The organism is Micromonospora sp. bgisy143 (genome assembly GCF_057708145.1).
Map to the genome: position 1 here is coordinate 259,308 of NZ_JBYIRN010000001.1, position 19,878 is coordinate 279,185.

The following is a 19,878-nucleotide window of genomic DNA, read 5'->3' on the forward strand; positions in this document are numbered from 1 at the left end:
CGGTCCGGGGACCAGACCGGCCCGACGAGTGGGCTGACCTCATTCGTAGCGCCCACCCGGACTGCACCGGATCAACAAGCCGGCTATGGGGCTGGCCTAGGTATCGGCTCGACCTGTCTGGCCGGTTCTTTATCCCCCGAGCGCCCTGGTATCCCTTGTCCGCGAAGGTAATCACGTCCGCGTTGGTCAGCGCGTCGATGATGCCATGAATGCGGGCGGCGGTGAGGTCGTGTGCCGAGCCGGGTAGCGCCGCTGAGGCCCACACGAGCCGACCGGCGGCGTCGGTGAGGACCTGGACGTTGACGCCATGGCTTGTGTTTGCCTGAGGAGTACGGCTTCTGGTCCGCCACGCGGCCGATCGGAATCAGCGTGCCGTCCGATCACGTACGCCAGGCGGCGGATGCGCCTCATCGCAATGGCCAGGTCCTCGGCGCCTGCGGCGAGCAGCATGATCGCCTCCCGGACGTAGCACCAGGCGGTGGCGACATCTCGGCCATCCCGGCGGTGAGCCGGGCGTAGGTGTCGCCGTTGCGCAGGTGCGCCAGGGCGAGCAGCGCCTGCCGGCCCGGGCCGAGGCGCCGCCACCGGCTTCGGTGCTGGGTGCGGTGCGCTCGGATGCGTTCGGCGAGGTGGTTCAGGGTGCGGCTGGACAGCGGGATCGTGGAGAGGTAAGACAGCACAGGCGAGGCTCTCAGTCGGGGCATCTAATCTTGGTCGACTGCTGTCTTACCTAGCGCCTCACCCTCATCGATCTCCGAGCTCGCCGCACCCGCCCTGAGCTGCAAGATCAGCTTGGAAAGGCTCCAATGGTTGATCATTCCGGCCTGGTGTGAGTCGCTGGGCGTGCGGTAGCCGCCGATCGGTGGTCGGCTTGCTCCCGTAGCGGCGACGGGGACACTACGGATCAGATGGTTAGGGGTTCCAGCCCCTTTGGGCCGCCCCACTCGATCAAAGCCGTGACGAGCGGAGACGCGGGCGGGTCACTGTCTGCACGTGGGCGATGCCACCCTGGTTCAAGCAGTCAAGCACCAGGTCGTACACCTGCTGGTAAAAGTCTGCCGACTCCGCGTCTGCTCGTACCGTCACCTCGATGGGCGTGTACTGGGCGAGGAGAATGGTGCTGCCCGCGTACGAGAAGTTCATCCCGTCGGTGGTCCAGATCTGGAGCCGCTCGGTCTTGTTCCACTCAAACTGGACCCTGACCTCGTACTCACCGAGTCCCAGACGGTCGCTTGCCTCACGGATCAGGCCCATAAAGTCTGCGATCGCCACCTCGACGTCTCGCGACTCGACGACATGGTCATCGTTGTACTCCGTGCTCTAACGCCGGTGACCGCCGACCGCTGCCGCGAGGCTCGCTGAGCCGTTGTCGTGGATGCTGATCCAGGCTTCCTTCCAGCGTTGGCTGTCGCCGTCGATCATGGGTCTAGCCGTCCATCGGCGGAGCCCGGGGCGGGGGTTGTTTCGGTCGACGTTCTCAATCGGGTGCAGGCTGCCTGGCAAGCGCGAAGCCGCCGGTCGAGCAAGACGGACATTGGAAGGAGGTGAGAGACATGGCGAAGAACACCGGACGCGGACACCGCGTCGGCGCGGTCAAGAAGCGTAGTGAGTTCAAGGTCGGCACGACCTGGTTCAAACACGACACCACCACCGGCCGCATCCTCAACGGCAGCGCGAAGCAGCACAAGGGCGTCCGCAACGAGAAGTGACAGGCCGCCGGCGGCGCTTCCGGGTGCCGTCGGCTGCCTATCCGCCGACGGCACCGCGCCGCCACCTGCACCGATCGACTCTCTCTACAGATCGGGGGACGGGCGAGTCCGGCGATGAGCCCGAGCACGAGGCCCAGCACCAGTAACGAAGACCACTTCAGCTCGAGACCCGGTTATCCCAGGTGCAGGCGTTATGCCACGCCAGCGCAGCAGAACTTGTACTTGCGACCGCTGGCACATGCGCACGGCCGGTACGGTCCCTCCTGGTACGTCGAGGCGTTCCCGTCCACCGATGGCCCGCTGGGGACGAAGTCGACCAGCATCGAGCCGGAACTGACGACAACGTTCATGCCGGCCTCCGCCGGGATGCCCCAGTTCCGGTCACCCGGTTGGTCCGGCCCGGGGATGGCCGGCTGGTCACGGGCGGGCAGTTCGCGCGCTGCCCGGCGACCGTGCCGCGCCAGTGTCGTCCAAACGGTGGCGGAGGTCTGGTTCTGGCCGGCTTCGAGTTTCCGCTTGACCATTTCGATGATCGTGGTGGTGGCGACGGCAGCCGCGCCGCCGGTGGGAAACATCGTCTCCGCGACGATGCCGGCACCGAGGGCGAAGGCGTCTCCGCCGTACCGGACGCCGATGCGCGACAGCGCTCCCCGGTCGGCGTCCCGGCGGGCGGCGTCGACCAGTGGCCGCAACGTCGCATCCTCGCGGTCGCGCAGGTACGTCGTGCGTTCCTGCGGCGGGGCGGCGGGCAGCTCGCCGTACGTCTCGTAAAGCTGGCGGCGGAACTCGCCGAAGTTGTCGTCGTCGTGGACGGCGGCAACCACCTTCGCGTTCAGACCGTGGAAGATCGGGACGTCCGAGGCGATCAGCAACTGGGCCACCCGTGCTTCAGCGGGGGCGAGGCCGGCACCCACCCGATCGCACAGGAACTCCTCGAACGGGAATGGGGCACAGTACGTCGCACCGGTCTGCGACGCGAACATAAACTCCCGTGCGAAGTAACGCACGCCGTGCTCGATGGCGGCACGCAGCTGCGTCTCCCGGTCACCTCCGGCGAAGACGAACGTTCCTCGCAGGTTGTCCGCCGTCGCCACGTCAGCTGGGGAGAAGCGGCTCGTTACGGCGTAGGGATCGGTGATCTGCTCCATGATCGCGGCGATCAGATCGCGCACCTGCGCGTCCTCGCGTCGGTGCAGCGCAGCGGCCGGGACGATGCTGACGATGCCGCGCTCGACCAGCGGCTTGAGAGCGAGCAATCCCGGTACGGCATTGCCGAGGAAGGCCCGCGTCTCCGCGACGTTCGCCCGGCCGTCCTCGCTCAGGTATCCCGGCCGCCCGGCCATCGGACGCTCCAGGTAGTACTGGTCGGCCGAGAACCAGTCCGAGATCGGATCACGGACGACGACGTGCCGGGCGTAGAGCAGAGACGTCAGGATCAGATCGCTGGACTCGACGTAGAACGGGTTAGCCGACGGCCATCCGCCAAGGTAGGTGGCCTCACGCGCCGGTGCGGCGACGGCCGCGTCGCAGTAGCGGCGGACCTCCTCGCCGAACGCCATCAGCTCGGTGCCGGGTACCCGGGAGAAGTCCACGCGGCCGTCGCGGCCCGCGTAGTTCTCCACCACATCGATGATCGAGACCACGATGACGAACATACGTTTGATCACGGGGTTCAGCCAATACCAGGTACGGCATCGCATACTCACGGGTGATCGCCAACCGGAACGGCGACGCGCACCGGCGACCACGAGCAGCGTCGAGAATCGGCGGCCGCGCCGACGCTGCTCTCCGGTGCCCTCGGGCGGCTCACGGCGTATGCCGCCACCATCTGGTCGGCCGTCACGGCGGGCACGGGCCGGGCGACGACGCCAGGCGAAGTCGCAGAAGGGTCGACCCGAGTAACTCGCAACGGCAGTTACCCAGCGCGATGGTGCTCCGATGGTGCTCGGATGTTCAGCACCTGACTGGTACGGAGCGAGAAGAATCAGCACGCCCCCAACCAGGCGCTCGTGCTCGGGACACGCTTCAACACGCGTCACATCCGCATGCCGCTGACCAGGCATAACTCTACGGCCCTCATCAGCACGAACAACCGCCAAACAACACCCACGACCGGACGAGTCACGGAAAGTAAGAGCATCTGATCCGTGCGGACTACGGATCAGAATGCTCGAGTCAGAGTTCCATCGCATGGTCAGGGGCAACGAGGCACTGTCCACCGTGGTCCTCCGCTCGCGGTTAGACCATGGCGAACGACGCCTTACTGATCTTTAGCAAGCGATTACAGCAAGGCCCCGCTGCGGCCGGCAAACGCAGGCAGAAAACGGAAAGCCGCAGGTCATCACCCTGCGGCCACAAGCGAAGCCTCGGGTTAGGAAACCGATGCTCTATCCCCTGAGCTACGAGGGCGCGAGGGCCAAGTCTAGCGACCTTGGGGTTCACCTGGGGTGGCAGGGAGTGGCCCGGGTTCACCCACGTTCCCCGTACCGCCGTTGTCCCAGTCCAGGACCACAGCCCGAGCAGGGAGCGGCACCCCGTCACGGGTGAGCAGCCGGCCGGACAGGACGACACATTGCTCGGCCTCGGGTGAGCCAGGACACCGCCGAAGACTGAGGGGTGCGGCCGGCCCGGTCCGCGCGAGGCGGACCGAGCGGTGATCACCAAGAGACCTTGCCCGTCAAGGTGGGTGAGCCTTAAATTGCATCGATGATCCTCGACGAGGAGCCTCGACCTGACCTTCCCACGGGCTTGAACCGTGACGGTCCGCGACCCGAGGATCTTGACGGCCTTGCCTACCTGCGTGGACTGTCGAGGCGCGGGTTCCTCACGAGCGCCGCGTTGGCGGCGTCCGGCTTGTCGGCCGCCTTCGGCCTGCTGCCTGACTCCGCGCGTGCGGGCGGCAGTTATCAGCGGCCGTGCGGGAATGTGCGTATCTCAAGCTCCTGGCAGGATCACCGGAACCGGACGCCGCCCTCGGGTGAGCCGGGCACCGACTATGCGGTCGCGAAGGGCACTCCCGTCATGGCCGCGACGAGCGGCACGATCCGTCTCGTGAAGACCGACACCTCCACCGCGACCGGACGCGTCGTGGGGATGGCCCACGACGACGGCAATTACAGCCGACACCTGCACCTTTCCTCGATCACCGTCTCCACCGGTCAGCGTGTGTCACGGGGCCAGACCATCGCGTACACCGGCGCCTCGGCGAACGGCAGTGACTCCGGGGTCGGACCGCACGTGCACACGAGCCTCTGGCTGAACACCGGTAGTCCGACAGATTTCCGGGCGACGGTGGATTTCGAGAACTACGTCGGGGACGTCACCGCCCCGAACCCGCCCGACCAGGAGGTAGACGACGTGTTCATCGCGAATGTGAAGGGCAGCTGGTACCTGGTGATTCCGCAGGGCACCGGTAGGCCACGGGCGGTGGTCCTCGGCGGCGACAGCAACGCGGCAGCTTCCGGCCTCCCCGTCCTGAACTTCAGCTGGGACCCGTCGATCAATGCGCTCAGGGCCGCGGTCGACGGCATCGGCTGATTCAGCAGTCGCCGAGCGGACACCGGAGGTCTACGGGCGCGGGGATCGGCCGGCGCGGCGGCGCTCGGTGAGCCGTCGCGCCTTGACCGCATTGCCGCAGTCCGCCATGCGGCACCAGCGACGGGAGCCGTTGCGGCTCTGATCCAGGAACAGCCAGCCACAGCCGCCTTCGCCCACCGGGCAGCGGCGCACCCGGGTCAGATCGGCCGTCACCATGACGTCCCGGGCCGCCTCGGCGAGCCGGTCGGGCACCAACATGGCCGGAACCGTGCCGTACGCCAGCCGTACCCGCGACCAGTCGAGCACGAAACGTGCCCGAGCAGCCGCACCGGACCAGCGTTCGTGCAGGGCGACCAGCGCGGCACCGGCCGCGACCGGATCGCCTGCCGGGTCACCGTCCGCGTCGGTGATCAGGGCGAGCAGGACGACATGCAGCCCTTCGCGGATGTCCCGTACCGCGGCGAGCCCCGCGTGCGCCACCGCCGGCTCGTCGCGCCAGACCCGGCTTACCTGGCGGAACTCCGCGTCGCTGAGCACGCCCACCCGGCCCGACCAGCGCAGCAGGGCGGAGCTGTCGGACAGGAAGTCGTGCGGCGGTGAGCTGCCCCCTCGCTCGAGGGTGTTGACCAGATCGAGCACCGGGTGCCCGCCGACCAGCGGCAGCTCGGACACATCGAGCGGCATACGTTGATGCTACCACCTAAAGCATTCATGGTGGTTGACCTCATCCCGGGTTCGTTCTCCGAGCGATGCGGTGAGGCGCGCTGATTAGACCGCAAAACCTCGCCGACCAGATCGCTATTCCGCGAGGGAGACCGGCGTCGATTGATCAATGCTACCGTCTAATCTGGATTAGCTGGAATCAGCTTGGCGGAGGCCGGGCGTCCACGGAATTGGGAGGTAGCCCATGGCCCACCCTCGACGGGCGGCCTACGCCCTCGCCGCGTTGTCCGCAGCCACCTTCTGTTACGTCACCACGGAGGTGCTGCCGATCGGGTTGCTCACGCTGATCGCGTCCGACCTGGGACGGTCCAGGTCCGAGGCCGGCCTGTTGGTGACCGGGTACGCCGTGGTGGTCATGATCGTGGCGGTCCCGCTGACCCGGATCACTCAGCGATCGCCACGGCGGCCGCTACTCGTCGGCACCCTGGGGGTGTTCGTCGCAGCGACGACGGTGTCGGCCTTCGCGAACTCCTACGAGGTGCTGCTCGCCGCACGGCTGGTGTCCGCCACCACCAACGGCGTCTTCTGGGCGGTGGTGTTTCCCGTGGCGATCTCGATGTTCCCCGCGAACATCCGGGGCCGCATCGTGGCGCGACTGTCGATCGGCAACGCGCTCGGGCCGGTCCTGGGCGTACCGCTGGGCACCTGGTTGGCCGGGCAGTCCGGTTGGCGGTCCGCCTTCGCCGCGATGGCCCTCCTCGGCTTCGCCATCTGCGTTGCGGTCGCCCTGCTCCTGCCGAGCGGCGGCACGCCGCGACAGAGCCCCGGGAACCTCGGGTCGATGCCGGACCGGCACCGCTTCGTCGTGCTCCTCGCCGCCACCGTTCTCGCGGTCACCGGCGCCATGGGCGCGTTCACGTACATGACCGTCTTCCTTCTCGACGTGAGCGGCTTCGCCGCAGCCTCGCTCGGCGCGTTGCTCTTCGTCCAGGGCTCGTTCGGCGTCGTCGGCACCTGGGCGGTCGGCCGTGTCCTGGACCGGTTTCCGCTCGGTGTCGTGCTGGGTCTGCTCGGGCTGATCACCGCCGCGCTGCTCGGCCTCTGGGCGATCGGCGCGAGCAAGGTGGCGACGATCCCGTTGCTCGCCGTGGCCGGGATGTCGTTCAGCTCGCTGATCGCGGGCATCCAGCACCGCATCATGCAGGTCGCCCCGTCGGGCACCGACATGGCGTCGGCCAGCCTCAGCGTCGCCTTCAACGTCGGCCTCGCGGCCGGATCGCTCATCGGGGCGGGTCTGCTCGCGACGGCCGGGGTACGCGTCGTCCCGCTGTTCGGTGGACTGCTGACGGCCACGGCATTGGCGCTGCTCGCGGGTCACGAACTGTCCCGTGCGAGAAGGAGCGGAAAAGCGTCACTGGAACGCGTACCCCGGGATGCGGCACGGCCCGGCGCGGAGGTGGCCCTCCGCCCCGGGCCGTGACACGGGCTGTGTTCAGGCGGCCGCGCAGCTGGCCGTCGCGCCGGGACCGGTGCCGGTGCCCTGGAAGCCGAAGTTGGTCGACTGCCCGGCGCCCACGTGTCCGTTGTAGCCCACGTTGGTGTACCGGACGGTTCCGCTGGTGCCGCTGGCCTGCGCGTTCCAGACCCCGGTGACCGCGGCGCCGCTGGGCAGCGTGATGGTCACGGTCCAGCCGTTGATGTCCGCGGAGCCGGCGGTGACCGTCACGCTCGCGGTGAAGCCGCCGGACCACTGGTTGAGCGCCACCGACGCGGAGCAGCCGTTACCGGTCGGCGGCGGCGTGGTGGTCGGGGGCGGCGTGGTCGGGGGCGGCGTGGTCGGGGGCGGCGTGGTGGGCGGCGGCGTGGTCGGCGGGGCGGTCGTCGGCGGCGGGGTCGTCGGCGGGGCCGTGGTGGGCGGGTTCGGTACGCCGTTGGCCAGGCTGAAGGCCAGGTCGGGCTGGAAGGAACCGGCCGTGTAGCGGCAGCCGTCGGCCTCACCCGGAGGCTTCACCCAGAGGTACGCGTCGATGTTGCTGTCGCCGGTGTTCGTCGTCGGGTACATGCCGATGCGCCGGTCGGTGTTGTCGTCACCGCACCAGTCTCCGCTGGCACCACCGTTGCGGCTGGTGTCGATCACCTGGCGCTTGCCCGAGATGCCCATGCCGTTGAGGGAGGAGATCACCGCCCGGCCGAAGTTCGCCTCACTCGAGGTCGGGTTGTAGTTCGACACGTTGCTGAAGAAGCCGTCGGCGTACTGCACCCCGGCGGCCCGGAGCCGGTTGGCCGTCTCACCCGCGCTGTTCCAGGTGGAGTGGCCGGCGTCGAGGTAGACCTTGGCGTTAGGGTTGGCCGACTTGATGGTGCGGGTGGCCGTCGAGATGGCCTGGTTGCGGGCGTTGATCTCGTTGCTGTTCAGGCAGGTCAGCAGGGCGAGCGAGTCGGTCTCCAGGATGATGATGACCGTCCGGTTGCCCAGCCCGCGGGAGAAGTTGGACACCCAGCTCTGGTACTGGTTGAGGTCCGGCGCCCCACCGGCGCTGGCCCCGCCGCAGTCCCGGTTGGTGATCTGGTAGACCGAGAGCACCGGGATCTGCTGGGCCGCGTTGGCGGCGTCGACGTACGCGGCGGCCTCGGACTGCGCGGTCGAGATGTTGAAGTTGGCGAACCAGCGGGCCTGCGGCTGGCTAGCGATCTTGTCGCGGATGACTGCGGCGCGCGAGTCGCCGGGGTTGGCGGCGACCCAGCGGACGACCGCCGACGTCGGGTCGCGGTAGAGCGGCCCGGAGATCGTGCCGGCGGACGCGCTGCCGACGGCGAGGCAGACGCCGGCAGCGGTGGCGCCCGCGACCGCAGCCACGCTGAGGGCCGTGGATCTGCGCCGCCGGAGGGAGAGGATAGCCACGTCGTGTTTCCTCCTGATCACATTGATGTATCTAAGTTCATGGGAGCGTTCCCATGAAGGTAGCGGAGGCGCGCGCCGCTGCCAAGGTGCGCGAAACTTTCGGTCCGGGCCCGCCGGCGGGCGCTCCTCGGCGGACGCGGACGCCGTCTCATGCCGCTCGACGCAGCAGGACGATGACGGCCACCCAGACGACGACCAGCCCGACACCGAGCCACACCTGCCCGAGCAGCGCGAGCATCAGGCCGCCGAGCACGAACCACCCGGCCTGGAACGCCCGCTTGGCCGGCGGGCGGAGCGACACCAGGGCACGCGGCGAACCGAGCGCGCCCCAGAGCCCGGCGAGCAGCGACGGCACCGCGACCGCAGCGAGGAGGCGGGCGGGGAGAGGCGCCCCCAGCGCCCACCCCCAGCGGACGCCGACGGCCAGCACCGCCAACTCCAGGAGGAAGAGCAGGCACAGCGCGAGCCCACGAATCGGGCCCACCGATCCCGGCCGGGCAACCCATCCGGCCTTCTCGACCACACCTTGGCTATCAGTCATAGCTTTAAAGCTAATGTCATTAGCTAGAGTCGTCAAGCGCCCGAGGGACCTCCCGCGTATCGACCCACGTCCGATGGAGCGCCATGCTGCGTCGGAGGCCGAAAGAGGAGGAAGACATGACGACGTTCGTGCTCGTGCCCGGCGGCTGGAAGGGCGGCTGGGCGTTCGAGGCGGTGGTCCCGCTCCTGGTGGACGCCGGCCACCGTGTGCACGCCCTGACCCTGACCGGCCTACGACCGGGTGACGACAACGCGACGGTGGCGACCGCCAACCTCGACACCCATGCCGACGACGTGCTGCGGCACCTCGATCGACACCGGATCACCGACGCGACGCTTGTCGGCCACAGCTACGCCGGCATGGTGATCGCCGCCGCCGCCGACCGCGCGGAGGGCCGCGTCGCACGCCTGGTACACCTCGACGCCTACGTTCCGCGCGATGGCGAGTCGTGCTGGTCGGCGACGAGTGACCGGTTCCGGGAGATGTTCGCCGCCGGCGCGGCGGCCACCGGCTACGCCGTCCGGCCGCCGGCCGGTGGCGACCCCCGCCGTCGGCCGCACCCGCTCGCCTCGTTCCTACAGGCGATCCGACTCAGCGGCGCTGTCGCCCAGGTCCCGCGCCGCGAGTTCGTCTACTGCTCCGGCTGGGACGGCACCCCCTTCCGCGAACTCCGGGCACGACTCGACGGCGACCCCGACTGGCAGGTCCACGACCTGCCCACCGGGCACGACGCGATGCGTGAAGCGCCGGAGGCGGTCGCCGCCCTGTTGCTGGACGAGTGACCCAAGCGACGTTCTAGGGCCGGCGACGGCAGCCGACGAGCAGCCGGGCCACCATGTCCTGCGCGTCGGCACGTTCGTAGCCGGGGCCGAGGATGCACAGATTCCCCACTGCGCGCATGAGGGTGTGCGCGGTCACCGCTGGATCGATGTCGCCCGCCGCCACGCCCGCGTCGATCAACGACGCGCAGGCGGGGACGAGGCTGTCGAGCATGAGGGTGTGCAGGGTGAGCAGGCTCGGGTCCTCGGACTGCAGGGCGACGCCCAGACCGTGCTTGGTGACCAGGAACTCCACGAAAGCGCCGATCCACCGGGTCAGCGCCTCGCCGGCGGGAATGGCGTCGTCCCGCAACGCGGCGGCGAGGGCGACGCACTCGTCGATCTGGTGGCGGTAGACCGCGACGACCAACTCCGCCCGGCTCGGGAAGTGGCGGTAGACGGTGCCGAGACCCACCCCCGCGCGTCCGGCGATGTCCCGGATGGGCGCCTGTACGCCCTGCTCCACGAAGACGGCGGCGGCTGCGGCGAGGAGAGCCTCGCGGTTACGCCGGACGCCTTCGTGACGCGCGCCGCGCGAGTCGGTCACAGCCCCTCCTTGTTGGCGGAACATTGTTCCGCTACGGTTGACGGAACACGGTTCCGCCAAAGTATGGCAGACCGACTTACCCGTAGAGGAAACAGCGCACCATGCACACCGAACAGGCAACCCAGCGGCTCGTAGCGGTCAAGCCCATCCCCGTGCCGACCGTGGGACGCGGCATCGACCTCGCCGTCAAAGTCACCGCACCCACCTTTGGCCGGAACCTTCCGGTGATCGTGTTCTCGCACGGCAACGCCTGGTCGATGGACGGCTACGAGCCGCTCGTCGACAGGTGGGCGGCGGCCGGGTTCGTCGTCGTCCAGCCCACCCACCTCGACTCCCGGCGCAACGGCATCGGGTTCGACGATCCGCGGTTCGGCACCATCTGGCGGGTACGGATCGCCGACCTGCACGCGATCCTGGACAACCTCGGGGGCATCCTCGACGAGGCGGGCGTGCGCGGCCGCGCCGACGAGGGACGGGTGGCCGCCGTGGGGCACTCCTGGGGTGGTCAGACGGTCGGCACCCTGCTGGGCGCTCGCGTGCTCGACGCCGACGGCACACCGGGCGAGGACTTCTCCCACCACGCGGTCACGGCCGGGGTCCTCATCGCCGCGACCGGCACCGGCGACACCCTCACCCCGTTCGCGGCCGAGCACCTGCCGTTCATGCGTCCCGACTACTCCACCATGACCACGCAGGCCCTGGTCGTCACCGGTGGCGAGGACCGGTCGGCGATGTCCACCCGCGGTCCGGACTGGTTCACCGACGCCTATCACCTCAGCCCCGCGCCCAAGAGCATGCTCACCATCACCGAGGGCCACCACACCCTCGGCGGCATCGCCGGCGAGAGCGTCGCCGAGACCACCGACGAGGACCCGGCGCGGGTGGCACTCGTCGCCGACGCCGTCTCCGCGTACCTCCTGAAGGTTCTCGGGCTCGACGGCACCGCGTGGCAGGACCTCGGCGCACGCGCCGCGACCAGCGGCGGCGCCTTCGCCATCGAGCAGAAGTAGACCGCCGGGCCGGACGTCGGTCGACGGCACACGTCGAATCCGACGCACGTATCGTCGCAGGATGAGCGACCCGACGCCCGGTCTCGACGCGGAACAACTCGGTGCGTACTTCGCCCTGATGGAGGTCAGCAGCCTCCTTCAGTACGCGGTGGACGAGCACCTACGCGCCGACGGTGACCTCAGCTACGTGCAGTTCCAGCTCCTGGCCCGGCTGGTGGACGCACCCGAGGGCAGGTTGCGGATGACGGATCTGGCCGACAGCGTCGTCTACAGCCGTAGCGGGCTCACGTACCAGGCGGGTCTGCTCGACAAACGGGGCCTGATCACCCGTTCGCCGTCGCCGGACGACGAACGCAGCGTCATGGTGACCGTCACCGACGCCGGTCGGGAACTGGTCGCCCACGTGCTGCCCGGCCACGTCGACCGCGTCCGGCAGTTGCTCTTCGCGCCGATCAGCAAGCGGGACCTCGCCGCGATCAGCGCGGTTCTCGGCCGCGTCCGGGACCACATGCGCGCCAACCCGCCGCGATCCGCCAAGCCCCGCTCGGGCCGCGCCAAGCGCTGACGGCCCCTGTCGGCCGGCTCACAACGACCGCACTTGCTTCGAACATGAAGCATGCTATGGTCAAGAAGTGCTTCGAATACGAAGCACAGTGACGAGAGAAGACGAGGGTCCTGTGATGAAGGCAGTGCGTTTCCACGAGTACGGCGAGCCGTCGGTCCTGCGCTTCGAGGACGTCGAACAGCCGGCCCCCGGCGCCGGACAGATCCGGGTCCGGGTCGCCGCCACCTCGTTCAACCCGGTGGACGGCAACATCCGGGCCGGCTTCATGCAGGGCCCCATCCCGGTCACGCTGCCGCACACTCCCGGTTTCGACGTGGCCGGCACGGTCGACGCCCTCGGCGCGGGTGTCACCGGTTTCCAGGCCGGCGACCGGGTCATCGGGTTCCTGCCGATGACGGAGGCCGGGGCGTCCGCCGAGTACGTCCTCGCACCGGCCGAGGTCCTGACGCCGGCACCGGCGAGCATCCCGCTGGCCGACGCCGCCGCCCTGCCCGCGGTCGGCCTCACCGCCTGGCAGGCGCTCTTCGACCACGCGAAGCTGACCACCGGGCAGCGCGTGCTGGTCAACGGCGCGGGTGGCGCGGTCGGCAGGTACGCCGTCCAACTCGCCCACCACGCCGGCGCCCACGTCATCGCCACCGCCGGTCCGGGCAGCAGCGAGGCCGTCGCCTCGGCGGGCGCCGACGAGGTCGTCGACCACACCACCACCGACGTGGCCGCCGCGGTCACCGAACCGGTCGACGTGGTGCTCAACCTCGCGCCCATCGACCCGGCGCGGCTGGCCGGGCTGCTCACCCTGATCCGTCCTTCCGGGGTACTGGTCAACACCACCGTCTGGATGCCCGCACCCAGCGACGAGGCCCGAGACGTACGCGGCGTCGACCTCTTCGTACGCAGCGACGCCGGCCAACTCGCGCACCTGGTGAGCCTGGTCGATTCCGGGGAACTACACGTCGACATCGCCCGGCGGGTGCCGCTGGCCGAACTGCCGGCCCTGCACGCCGACGCGGCGACGGGGGCGCTCCCCAGCGGCAAGGTCGTCGTCGACGTGCTCGACGCCTGATCCCATCCCATCATCGACCGAGAGGACCACGATGATTCCCGACGACGACCCGTCGCGCTCGCTGACCGTGGCGAGCCCCGACGATCCCGGCACGACATACGTCTCGCTGGTGGGCAACACGTACGCCATGCTGATCACCGGTGCGCAGACAAACGGGGCGTACTGCCTGATCGAGATGCGCGTGCCGGACGGTGGTGGCCCACCACCGCACCGGCACGACTTCGAGGAGATGTTCACCGTCCTCGAAGGCGAGATCGAGTTCACCTTCCGGGGCGAGAAGCACGTCGTACCGGCCGGGTCCACCGTCAACATCCCGGCCAACGCCCCGCACAACTTCCGCAACGTCTCCGGTGCGCCCGCCCGCATGCTGTGCATGTGCACGCCCGCCGGCCAGGAGGAGTACTTCACGCGGATCGGCGACATCGTCGACGGCTGGGACGCGCCGCCGCCGCGACTGTCGCAGGACCAGCTCGCGGAGCGCCGTCAGCGCGCCGTGGACCTGGCACCGACCTACCGCAGCGAATTTCTGTAGCCGGCCACGGCGGTGACCGCACCCGTACGTGCGATCACCGCCGTGGCGCAGGCACCCCCACTACGGCCGTAGCGCCCGCGCGGCCGGAGTCCAGGTCGACTCGTTCCGCACGTCGGCCACCGTGATCCCCCGGGCGACCCTCTCCAACTCGACCTGCGACAGGCGACCGCCGAGACCAGCGGAGCTGACCTGGAGAACGAATGCGCCGTCGGCACCCCAGATATTGCAGAAGCCGCCGGCGTTCCGGCCGCTCTCGTCGGACGCCTTGTGACACCTGGTGGCACCGGGCTCGGGGGACTGGTTCGAGCTGGTGTTCGGGGTGACGAAGATGTGGAACCCGTCCGCGATGCCGTCCTCGGCCGAGTCGTAGGGCGCGGTCAGACCCGAGGTGGGCGCGGCCGGCCTCGTGTACGTCGCGCCACCGTAGTCACCGGCGCGGGCCGCCGCGATACCGCTGAGGCCGGGCATGGCGTGCGTGCCGATCTGCAACGGCGCGTAGCCGGCCGGCACGTAGCCCACCGTGAACGGCACCAGGGCCGGCTTCGGCGTGCTGGGCTTCAGCCCTTCGACGAGGCCGCCCAGGTCCTCGAAGGTCGGCGTCGCCGCGTCGGTGGAGATCGACGTGACCGCCGCCCAGGCGTTGTCGGCGTACTCCCAGGCGAACAGCTTGTTGCGCGTGTCCAGCTCGTTGCGCGGGTCGAGGCCGACCGGCAGGGTCGCCCGCACGGCCTTGCGCCCCGCCACGGTGACGTTCGTGCCGCCCCTGATTCCGGTGGGGTCGAACGCGCCCGGCCGGTAGACGGTCAGGTACGCCCACAGGTTCGGCTTGCCACCGGCCGCCGCCTGCCGCTTCTGTTGCTCGATGCTGAGGCCCGGGTCCGGGGCCGTGGCCTCCTCCTCGGTCACCGGCCGGTCGTTCGAGTCGTGACCGTCGGAGTAGACGGAGGCGATCTGGTACGCGGTGGACGCGACGATCGGGTCCTGCACGTGCAGCGTGCCGGCGTCGTACCCGGTGAAGGTGAAGGTGAACGGCGCGGCGTCGGACCACGCGGCCCGGTCGGGCTTGGACATCGTCGCGCCGGCCGGGGCCGGCGTGCCGTTCTGCTCGCCGCCCACCGTGGGCAGGACGAGCACCCCGGCGACCGCGACCGCGACGAGGCCGGCCGCGCCGGCCGACGCGAACCCGGCGCGGCGACGCCGCTCGGCCCGCCGCCCCAACGCGACGATGTCGTCGACGGTACGGGCCATCGGCGGCTCGTCTCCGGTCACCGTGTCCACGAGGTCACGCAACTGCATTGGTCCACTCCTCCATCGGATTCCCGGTGAGATTGATGCGTTCGCCGGCGAGTGACTCGCGCAGCTTCGCCAGGCCACGGGAGGCCTGACTCTTGGCCGCGCCGACCGTGCAGTTCAGGACGCCCGCCGTATCCTCCAGGCTCAGACCCAGGTAGTGCCGGAGCACGACTGCGGCCCGCTGCCGGGCCGGTACGGCGTCGAGCGCCACCCGCAGACGCATCCGCTCGTCGGTCGCCGCGGCCGGGTCCCGCACCACCACGTCCGGCATGGCATCACCGGCCGGTCGCTCCCGCCGCCAGGGCCGACGGGTCTCGTCGATCGCGGCCCGGTAGACCATGGTCTTGACGTACAGATCGGGTCGATCCAGCTTGCGCCAGCGCGGGTAGAGCTTGACCAGCGCGTTGGCGACGGCATCCTCTGCCGTGTGCCAGTCGCCGCAGGTCACGTACGCCAGCTTGCGCAGGGATGCCATCTCTGCCGTCACAAACTCGCGGAATGCCTGCTCGTCTTCGGCTTTCACGTCGACTGCCTCCTTGTGCCGGAGGTAGAACGGAGCCGCCGTACCGGGAAGTTGCACCGGCCGGACAAGTAGTTGCACGACTACGCAGCGTCGGGTGCCGACGGTGCGGTGCCCGGATGCCGGGCGCTTATGCTCGACGGGTGGCGGAAAGCGAGCAGTCGGTGCTGACCGGGATGTTGCAGGCGGCCGAGGACGCCGCCCCGGTGGAGGCGGTCGAGGCCGTCACCGGCACCATCGCCGCAGCCCTGCGCGCGTCCCGTGTCGCGCTGTTGATCGCCGACCTCAGCGGCCGTGCGCTGGTCCGGCTGACCCACCAACCGACCCCCGATGGTCCGGGCCGTCGCCAGGACGAGGAGGCCGCCGAGGTCCTGCCGTTCGACAGCGGTCCCCGCGAGCAGGTCCTCCGGCAGCAGAGCACCCAGGTGGTCCGGGGCGATGGCCGGTGGACGGTGCTGGCACCGGTCACCGAACGCGGTGAGGCGATCGGCCTGCTGGAGATCGACCTTCCCGAGCAGCCGGACGACCAGGTGGTGGCGCAGATCGCCCGCACCGCACACGCCCTGGCGTTCGTGGTCATCGCCAACCGCCGGCACACTGACCTGTTCGAGTGGGGTCAGCGCAGCACCCCCTTCACCCTCTCGGCGGAGATCCAGCGCCGGCTGCTGCCCGCCGCGTTCACCTGCGAGGCCGGCGCCTTCGCACTGTCCGGATGGCTGGAACCGGCGGCAAGTGTCGGTGGGGACACCTTCGACTACAGCCTGGCCCGGGACCTGCTGCACGTCAGCGTCACCGACGCGATGGGGCACGGCGTGGCCAGCGCGCTGACCGCCACCCTCGGGGTGGGTAGCCTGCGCAACAGCCGCCGTCGTGGCGACAGCCTCGTCGCGCAGGCCGACCACGCCAACCGGGCCCTCGCGGAGCACGCCAACGTGCCCGGCGCGTACGTGACCGCCATCCTCGGCCGGCTGGACCTGCGTACCGGTCGCTGCGAACTGCTCAACGCCGGGCACATCCCGCCGCTGCTGGTCCGTGGCGACCGGGTCGTACCGGTGGAACTCCCCCGCAACTTCCCGCTGGGCATGTTCCCCGAGGAGCGCTACCGCAGCGCGGAGATCTCGCTGGCCCCCGGCGACCGGCTGGTGATCGTCACCGACGGGATGCGGGAACGCAACGCCGCCGGCCTGGACCTGGGTGCGGCGCTGCTCGAGATCGCCCATCTGCACCCGCGCGAGGCGGTCCGGGCCCTCTCGGACCGGGTGCTGGCGATCGCCGGCCCGGTGCTGGCCGACGACGCGACCCTGCTCGTCATCGACTGGTACGACGGCCACGGGCCACGCCGTAGCGCCGGCGGCGCCGACATCGCCCGCGCCAGCAGCCACTGACCGACACTCAGGGCGTCGCCGGGCACGCCTCCTCGGCGTCCTGCACGGTGTCGAACGATTCGATGACTCGGTCCACCGACGTGACCGAGAGCACCTTACGGACCGGCGGCTGGACGCCGGCCAGGCCGAGCCAGCCGTCCCGCGCCCGCAACTCCTTGTAGGCCACCACGAGTGCGCCCAGGCCGCTGGAGTCCATGAACCTCACGGCGGTGAGGTCGACCACCACCACCCGGGCTCCGCTCGCGACCACCTCGAGCAGCCCGTCCCGCAGCCGCGACGTGGTGCTCATGTCCAGCTCGCCGGCGACCTCCACCACCGTGCCGACCCGTCCTCGCCGGGTTGCCAACGCGAAATCCACCACTCCCCCTCGCCTGCCGTCGCTCGGCCGCTGTTCGTCTCCTACCGTGCCAGAACCCGACGCCGACCGCCTTCGGAAGAGATCCTGACCCGTCGTGGCGTACCGGGTATCGAGGTGCCCGGCCGTGGGTATGACAGGGTGGTCCGCGCTGGCGACGCACGGGCCTGGAAAGGAGCGACGCGATGCGGGTGGGCATGACACTGTCACTCCCCCGCGAGCCGTCGACGGTGGCCCGGGCCCGGCACGTCCTCGCCACCCTGCTGAGCCTGACCGACGTCGCCGACGACGTCCGCGCCAACCTGGCCGTGGTGATCAGCGAAGCGTGCTCCAACGCGGTGATCCACGCCGATCCCGGTAGCACCGTCGACATCACCATCAGCATCTACGACGACGTGTGCCTGCTCGAAATCGGCAACCGGGGCGGCACCCCGGACGCCGCGAAGCTCACCGCCGACCTTCCCGCGCCGCTCACCATCGGCGGCCGTGGACTGCCGCTGATCGCCGCGCTCTCCGACACGGCCACCTTCGTCGACGGACCACCCGACCGGGTGCTGCTGCGCATCACCAAACACCTCAGCAAGGTACGAACGGCGTCGTAGTGCCGGCCACTGGGACCGAGTCGCAACCCACTCGACACAGCATTGACATATTTCACTGCCAGATCTAGCGTCGGGGCCGAATCGATTCGGCCGTAGCGACGGTCGGTCGCGTGGCGTTCGGGCGTACGACATGGGCCACCGACGATTCGACGACCCTCTGGCCCCGCCTGGGCAGCGAGACCAGCGGTGCACACCCGTGGCGACGAGCCGACCGGTCGCCGTGGGCACACCGCGTCGGGGTTTCGTCCGCGCCGAGCGGCGTCGGCAGCGGTGAGCGGTGGCGTGTCGTGGCCGCCGTGGATCCCCTCACCTGTTTCCTTCGTGCCGATTGGCGGGAGCCCATCATGACAGGACGTAGACCCATCCTCGGTTCTCTTGCGACGGCGGCGCTCGTCGTCGCGACCGTGGGTGCGGCGATAGTGACCGGTGGCGCGAGCACCACCGCGTCGGCCGCTAACGCCGCAGCGGCCGCAACCGCCGGGTGCGGCAAGGCACCCACGCTGACCAGCGGTCAACGGTCCATCCAGAGCAGCGGCCAGAACCGTAGCTTCATCCTGCGGATCCCTGACAACTACGACCGGAACCACCCGTACCGGCTGATCTTCGGATTCCACTGGAACGGCGGCACCATGAACGACGTCGACGGCGGCGGGTCGGACGGTGCGGCCTGGTCCTACTACGGCCTGCGTCAGCAGGCCAACAACAGCACGATCTTCGTCGCCCCCCAGGGCAACGGGAACGGCTGGGCCAACCCCGGCGGTCAGGACATCACCTTCGTCGACAACATGATCAACCTGATCGAGGCCGACCTCTGTGTCGACACGACGCAGCTCTTCGCGCTCGGCTTCAGCTACGGCGGAGGCATGAGCTACTCGCTGGCCTGCTCCCGCGCCAACGTCTTCCGCGCCGTCGCGGTCTACTCCGGCGGGCAGCTCAGCGGGTGCAGCGGCGGCACCCAGCCGATCGCGTACATGGGCATCCACGGCATCGGGGACCCGGTGCTCAACGTCTCCGCCGGACGGTCCCTGCGCGACACGTTCGTCCGCAACAACGGGTGCACCGCGCAGAGCCCGCCCGAGCCGCGAGCGGGCAGCCTGACCCACATCACCACCACGTACTCCGGTTGCCGGTCCGGCTATCCCGTGGTGTGGGCCGCCTTCGACGGCGGACACACCCCCGGCCCGGTGGACGGCGGCGGGGACAGCGGCGCGCGGACCTGGACCAAGGGTGAGGTGTGGCGGTTCTTCACGCAGTTCAGCAGCACCGACCCGACGCCGAGCCCGACCGTGTCGCCCACCGGCAATCCGACCACCCCGCCTCCGAGCAGCACGTCGGCGCTGCGCAACACGGCCTCCGGACGCTGCCTGGACGTCAACGGCGCCTCGCAGACCAACGGTGCGGCGGCGATCATCTGGGACTGCCACGGCCAGAGCAACCAGAGCTGGAGCTCGACCGCCGCCCAGGAGCTGCGGGTGTTCGGCGGCAAGTGTCTCGACGTCAACGCCGCCGCCACGGCGAACGGCAGCTCGGTGATCATCTGGGACTGCAACGGCCAGTCCAACCAGAAGTGGCGGTTCAACTCGGACGGCTCGATCACCGGGGTCGGGTCCGGTCGGTGCCTCGCCCTGGTCAACAACGGGACCGCGAACGGCACGCGCGCCGAGATCCGGGACTGCAACGGCGCCGCCAACCAGCGGTGGAGCCGAAGCTGAGCCCGGCGCTCACGCGACGGTAGGGACCCGTGGCGCTGCCGCGCCACGGGTCCGGTTCGGCGGCGGACCCCTCAGGGTTCGCCGCTGGCCCACACCGGGCACATTCATCAAACCTTTAGCGACG

Annotated in this window: 20 protein-coding genes and 1 pseudogene; 11 read left to right on the top strand and 10 right to left on the bottom strand. The window is 69.8% G+C overall.

Annotation, left to right across the window (positions count from 1 at the left end; translation table 11 throughout):
* Positions 1-100: 100 nt before the first annotated feature.
* Positions 101-680 (bottom strand): annotated as a pseudogene (locus AC3EN4_RS01240) (transposase family protein); the annotation flags it as partial.
* A 268-nt stretch (positions 681-948) separates the two neighbouring features.
* Complete coding sequence (locus AC3EN4_RS01245; RefSeq protein WP_435204118.1) at positions 949-1,272, bottom strand: hypothetical protein; 324 nt, start codon at positions 1,270-1,272, stop codon at positions 949-951.
* Between the two features lie 281 nt (positions 1,273-1,553).
* On the opposite strand from AC3EN4_RS01245, the gene AC3EN4_RS01250 reads away from it, so the two are divergent.
* Positions 1,554-1,709 (top strand): hypothetical protein, encoded by a 156-nt coding sequence (locus tag AC3EN4_RS01250; RefSeq protein WP_435204119.1) that lies wholly within the window; start codon positions 1,554-1,556, stop codon positions 1,707-1,709.
* A 191-nt stretch (positions 1,710-1,900) separates the two neighbouring features.
* On the opposite strand, the gene AC3EN4_RS01255 is transcribed toward AC3EN4_RS01250, so the two are convergent.
* A complete protein-coding gene (locus AC3EN4_RS01255; protein WP_435204120.1) occupies positions 1,901-3,457 on the bottom strand; it encodes a hypothetical protein in 1,557 nt (518 codons plus the stop codon).
* A gap of 958 nt (positions 3,458-4,415) precedes the next feature.
* On the opposite strand from AC3EN4_RS01255, the gene AC3EN4_RS01260 reads away from it, so the two are divergent.
* A complete protein-coding gene (locus tag AC3EN4_RS01260) occupies positions 4,416-5,246 on the top strand; it encodes a M23 family metallopeptidase (protein ID WP_435204121.1) in 831 nt (276 codons plus the stop codon).
* Between the two features lie 30 nt (positions 5,247-5,276).
* Here the strand turns inward: AC3EN4_RS01260 and AC3EN4_RS01265 are convergent, their stop codons facing one another.
* Positions 5,277-5,930, bottom strand: coding sequence for a CGNR zinc finger domain-containing protein (locus tag AC3EN4_RS01265; RefSeq protein ID WP_435204122.1), 654 nt, complete (start codon positions 5,928-5,930; stop codon positions 5,277-5,279).
* A gap of 223 nt (positions 5,931-6,153) precedes the next feature.
* Here AC3EN4_RS01265 and AC3EN4_RS01270 point away from each other — a divergent pair, with 223 nt between their 5' ends.
* Complete coding sequence (locus tag AC3EN4_RS01270) at positions 6,154-7,389, top strand: MFS transporter (RefSeq protein ID WP_435204123.1); 1,236 nt, start codon at positions 6,154-6,156, stop codon at positions 7,387-7,389.
* A 12-nt stretch (positions 7,390-7,401) separates the two neighbouring features.
* On the opposite strand, the gene AC3EN4_RS01275 is transcribed toward AC3EN4_RS01270, so the two are convergent.
* Positions 7,402-8,766 (bottom strand): glycoside hydrolase family 6 protein, encoded by a 1,365-nt coding sequence (locus AC3EN4_RS01275; protein ID WP_435204124.1) that lies wholly within the window; start codon positions 8,764-8,766, stop codon positions 7,402-7,404.
* 193 nt (positions 8,767-8,959) lie between these two features.
* A complete protein-coding gene (locus AC3EN4_RS01280) occupies positions 8,960-9,352 on the bottom strand; it encodes a DUF2568 domain-containing protein (RefSeq protein ID WP_435204125.1) in 393 nt (130 codons plus the stop codon).
* A gap of 116 nt (positions 9,353-9,468) precedes the next feature.
* Here AC3EN4_RS01280 and AC3EN4_RS01285 point away from each other — a divergent pair, with 116 nt between their 5' ends.
* Positions 9,469-10,134, top strand: a complete 666-nt coding sequence (locus AC3EN4_RS01285; protein ID WP_435204126.1) for an alpha/beta fold hydrolase — start codon at positions 9,469-9,471, stop codon at positions 10,132-10,134.
* 13 nt (positions 10,135-10,147) lie between these two features.
* Here the strand turns inward: AC3EN4_RS01285 and AC3EN4_RS01290 are convergent, their stop codons facing one another.
* The gene (locus AC3EN4_RS01290; RefSeq protein ID WP_422738077.1) at positions 10,148-10,741 is read right to left on the bottom strand and encodes a TetR/AcrR family transcriptional regulator; all 594 of its coding nucleotides are present in this window, start codon (positions 10,739-10,741) and stop codon (positions 10,148-10,150) included.
* A gap of 77 nt (positions 10,742-10,818) precedes the next feature.
* Between AC3EN4_RS01290 and AC3EN4_RS01295 the strand changes: the two genes are divergently transcribed.
* The 4 genes from AC3EN4_RS01295 to AC3EN4_RS01310 all read left to right on the top strand — a co-directional run bounded on the left by AC3EN4_RS01295 (position 10,819) and on the right by AC3EN4_RS01310 (position 13,887).
* Positions 10,819-11,727: an alpha/beta hydrolase family protein gene (locus tag AC3EN4_RS01295; RefSeq protein ID WP_435204127.1), complete on the top strand. Its 909-nt coding sequence runs from the start codon at positions 10,819-10,821 to the stop codon at positions 11,725-11,727.
* Between the two features lie 61 nt (positions 11,728-11,788).
* Positions 11,789-12,292, top strand: coding sequence for a MarR family winged helix-turn-helix transcriptional regulator (locus AC3EN4_RS01300; protein ID WP_435204128.1), 504 nt, complete (start codon positions 11,789-11,791; stop codon positions 12,290-12,292).
* A gap of 115 nt (positions 12,293-12,407) precedes the next feature.
* Positions 12,408-13,355, top strand: coding sequence for an NADP-dependent oxidoreductase (locus AC3EN4_RS01305; RefSeq protein ID WP_435204129.1), 948 nt, complete (start codon positions 12,408-12,410; stop codon positions 13,353-13,355).
* Between the two features lie 31 nt (positions 13,356-13,386).
* A complete protein-coding gene (locus tag AC3EN4_RS01310) occupies positions 13,387-13,887 on the top strand; it encodes a cupin domain-containing protein (protein WP_422738073.1) in 501 nt (166 codons plus the stop codon).
* 60 nt (positions 13,888-13,947) lie between these two features.
* Here AC3EN4_RS01310 and AC3EN4_RS01315 read toward each other — a convergent pair whose 3' ends face one another.
* Together AC3EN4_RS01315 and AC3EN4_RS01320 are read right to left on the bottom strand one after the other, a co-directional pair.
* On the bottom strand, positions 13,948-15,183 hold the full coding sequence (locus AC3EN4_RS01315) for a hypothetical protein (RefSeq protein ID WP_435204130.1): 1,236 nt from the start codon (positions 15,181-15,183) through the stop codon (positions 13,948-13,950).
* On the bottom strand, positions 15,170-15,703 hold the full coding sequence (locus AC3EN4_RS01320) for a SigE family RNA polymerase sigma factor (RefSeq protein ID WP_435204131.1): 534 nt from the start codon (positions 15,701-15,703) through the stop codon (positions 15,170-15,172). The genes AC3EN4_RS01315 and AC3EN4_RS01320 overlap by 14 nt, the downstream gene beginning before the upstream one ends.
* A 140-nt stretch (positions 15,704-15,843) precedes the next feature.
* Here AC3EN4_RS01320 and AC3EN4_RS01325 point away from each other — a divergent pair, with 140 nt between their 5' ends.
* The gene (locus AC3EN4_RS01325; protein ID WP_435204132.1) at positions 15,844-17,085 is read left to right on the top strand and encodes a PP2C family protein-serine/threonine phosphatase; all 1,242 of its coding nucleotides are present in this window, start codon (positions 15,844-15,846) and stop codon (positions 17,083-17,085) included.
* A gap of 7 nt (positions 17,086-17,092) precedes the next feature.
* Here AC3EN4_RS01325 and AC3EN4_RS01330 read toward each other — a convergent pair whose 3' ends face one another.
* Entirely contained in the window at positions 17,093-17,443 is a 351-nt protein-coding gene (locus AC3EN4_RS01330; protein ID WP_435204133.1) for an STAS domain-containing protein, read from the bottom strand.
* Between the two features lie 194 nt (positions 17,444-17,637).
* On the opposite strand from AC3EN4_RS01330, the gene AC3EN4_RS01335 reads away from it, so the two are divergent.
* Together AC3EN4_RS01335 and AC3EN4_RS01340 are read left to right on the top strand one after the other, a co-directional pair.
* Complete coding sequence (locus tag AC3EN4_RS01335; protein ID WP_435204134.1) at positions 17,638-18,042, top strand: ATP-binding protein; 405 nt, start codon at positions 17,638-17,640, stop codon at positions 18,040-18,042.
* 344 nt (positions 18,043-18,386) lie between these two features.
* Positions 18,387-19,754, top strand: a complete 1,368-nt coding sequence (locus AC3EN4_RS01340; protein ID WP_435204135.1) for a ricin-type beta-trefoil lectin domain protein — start codon at positions 18,387-18,389, stop codon at positions 19,752-19,754.
* Positions 19,755-19,878: the final 124 nt, after the last annotated feature.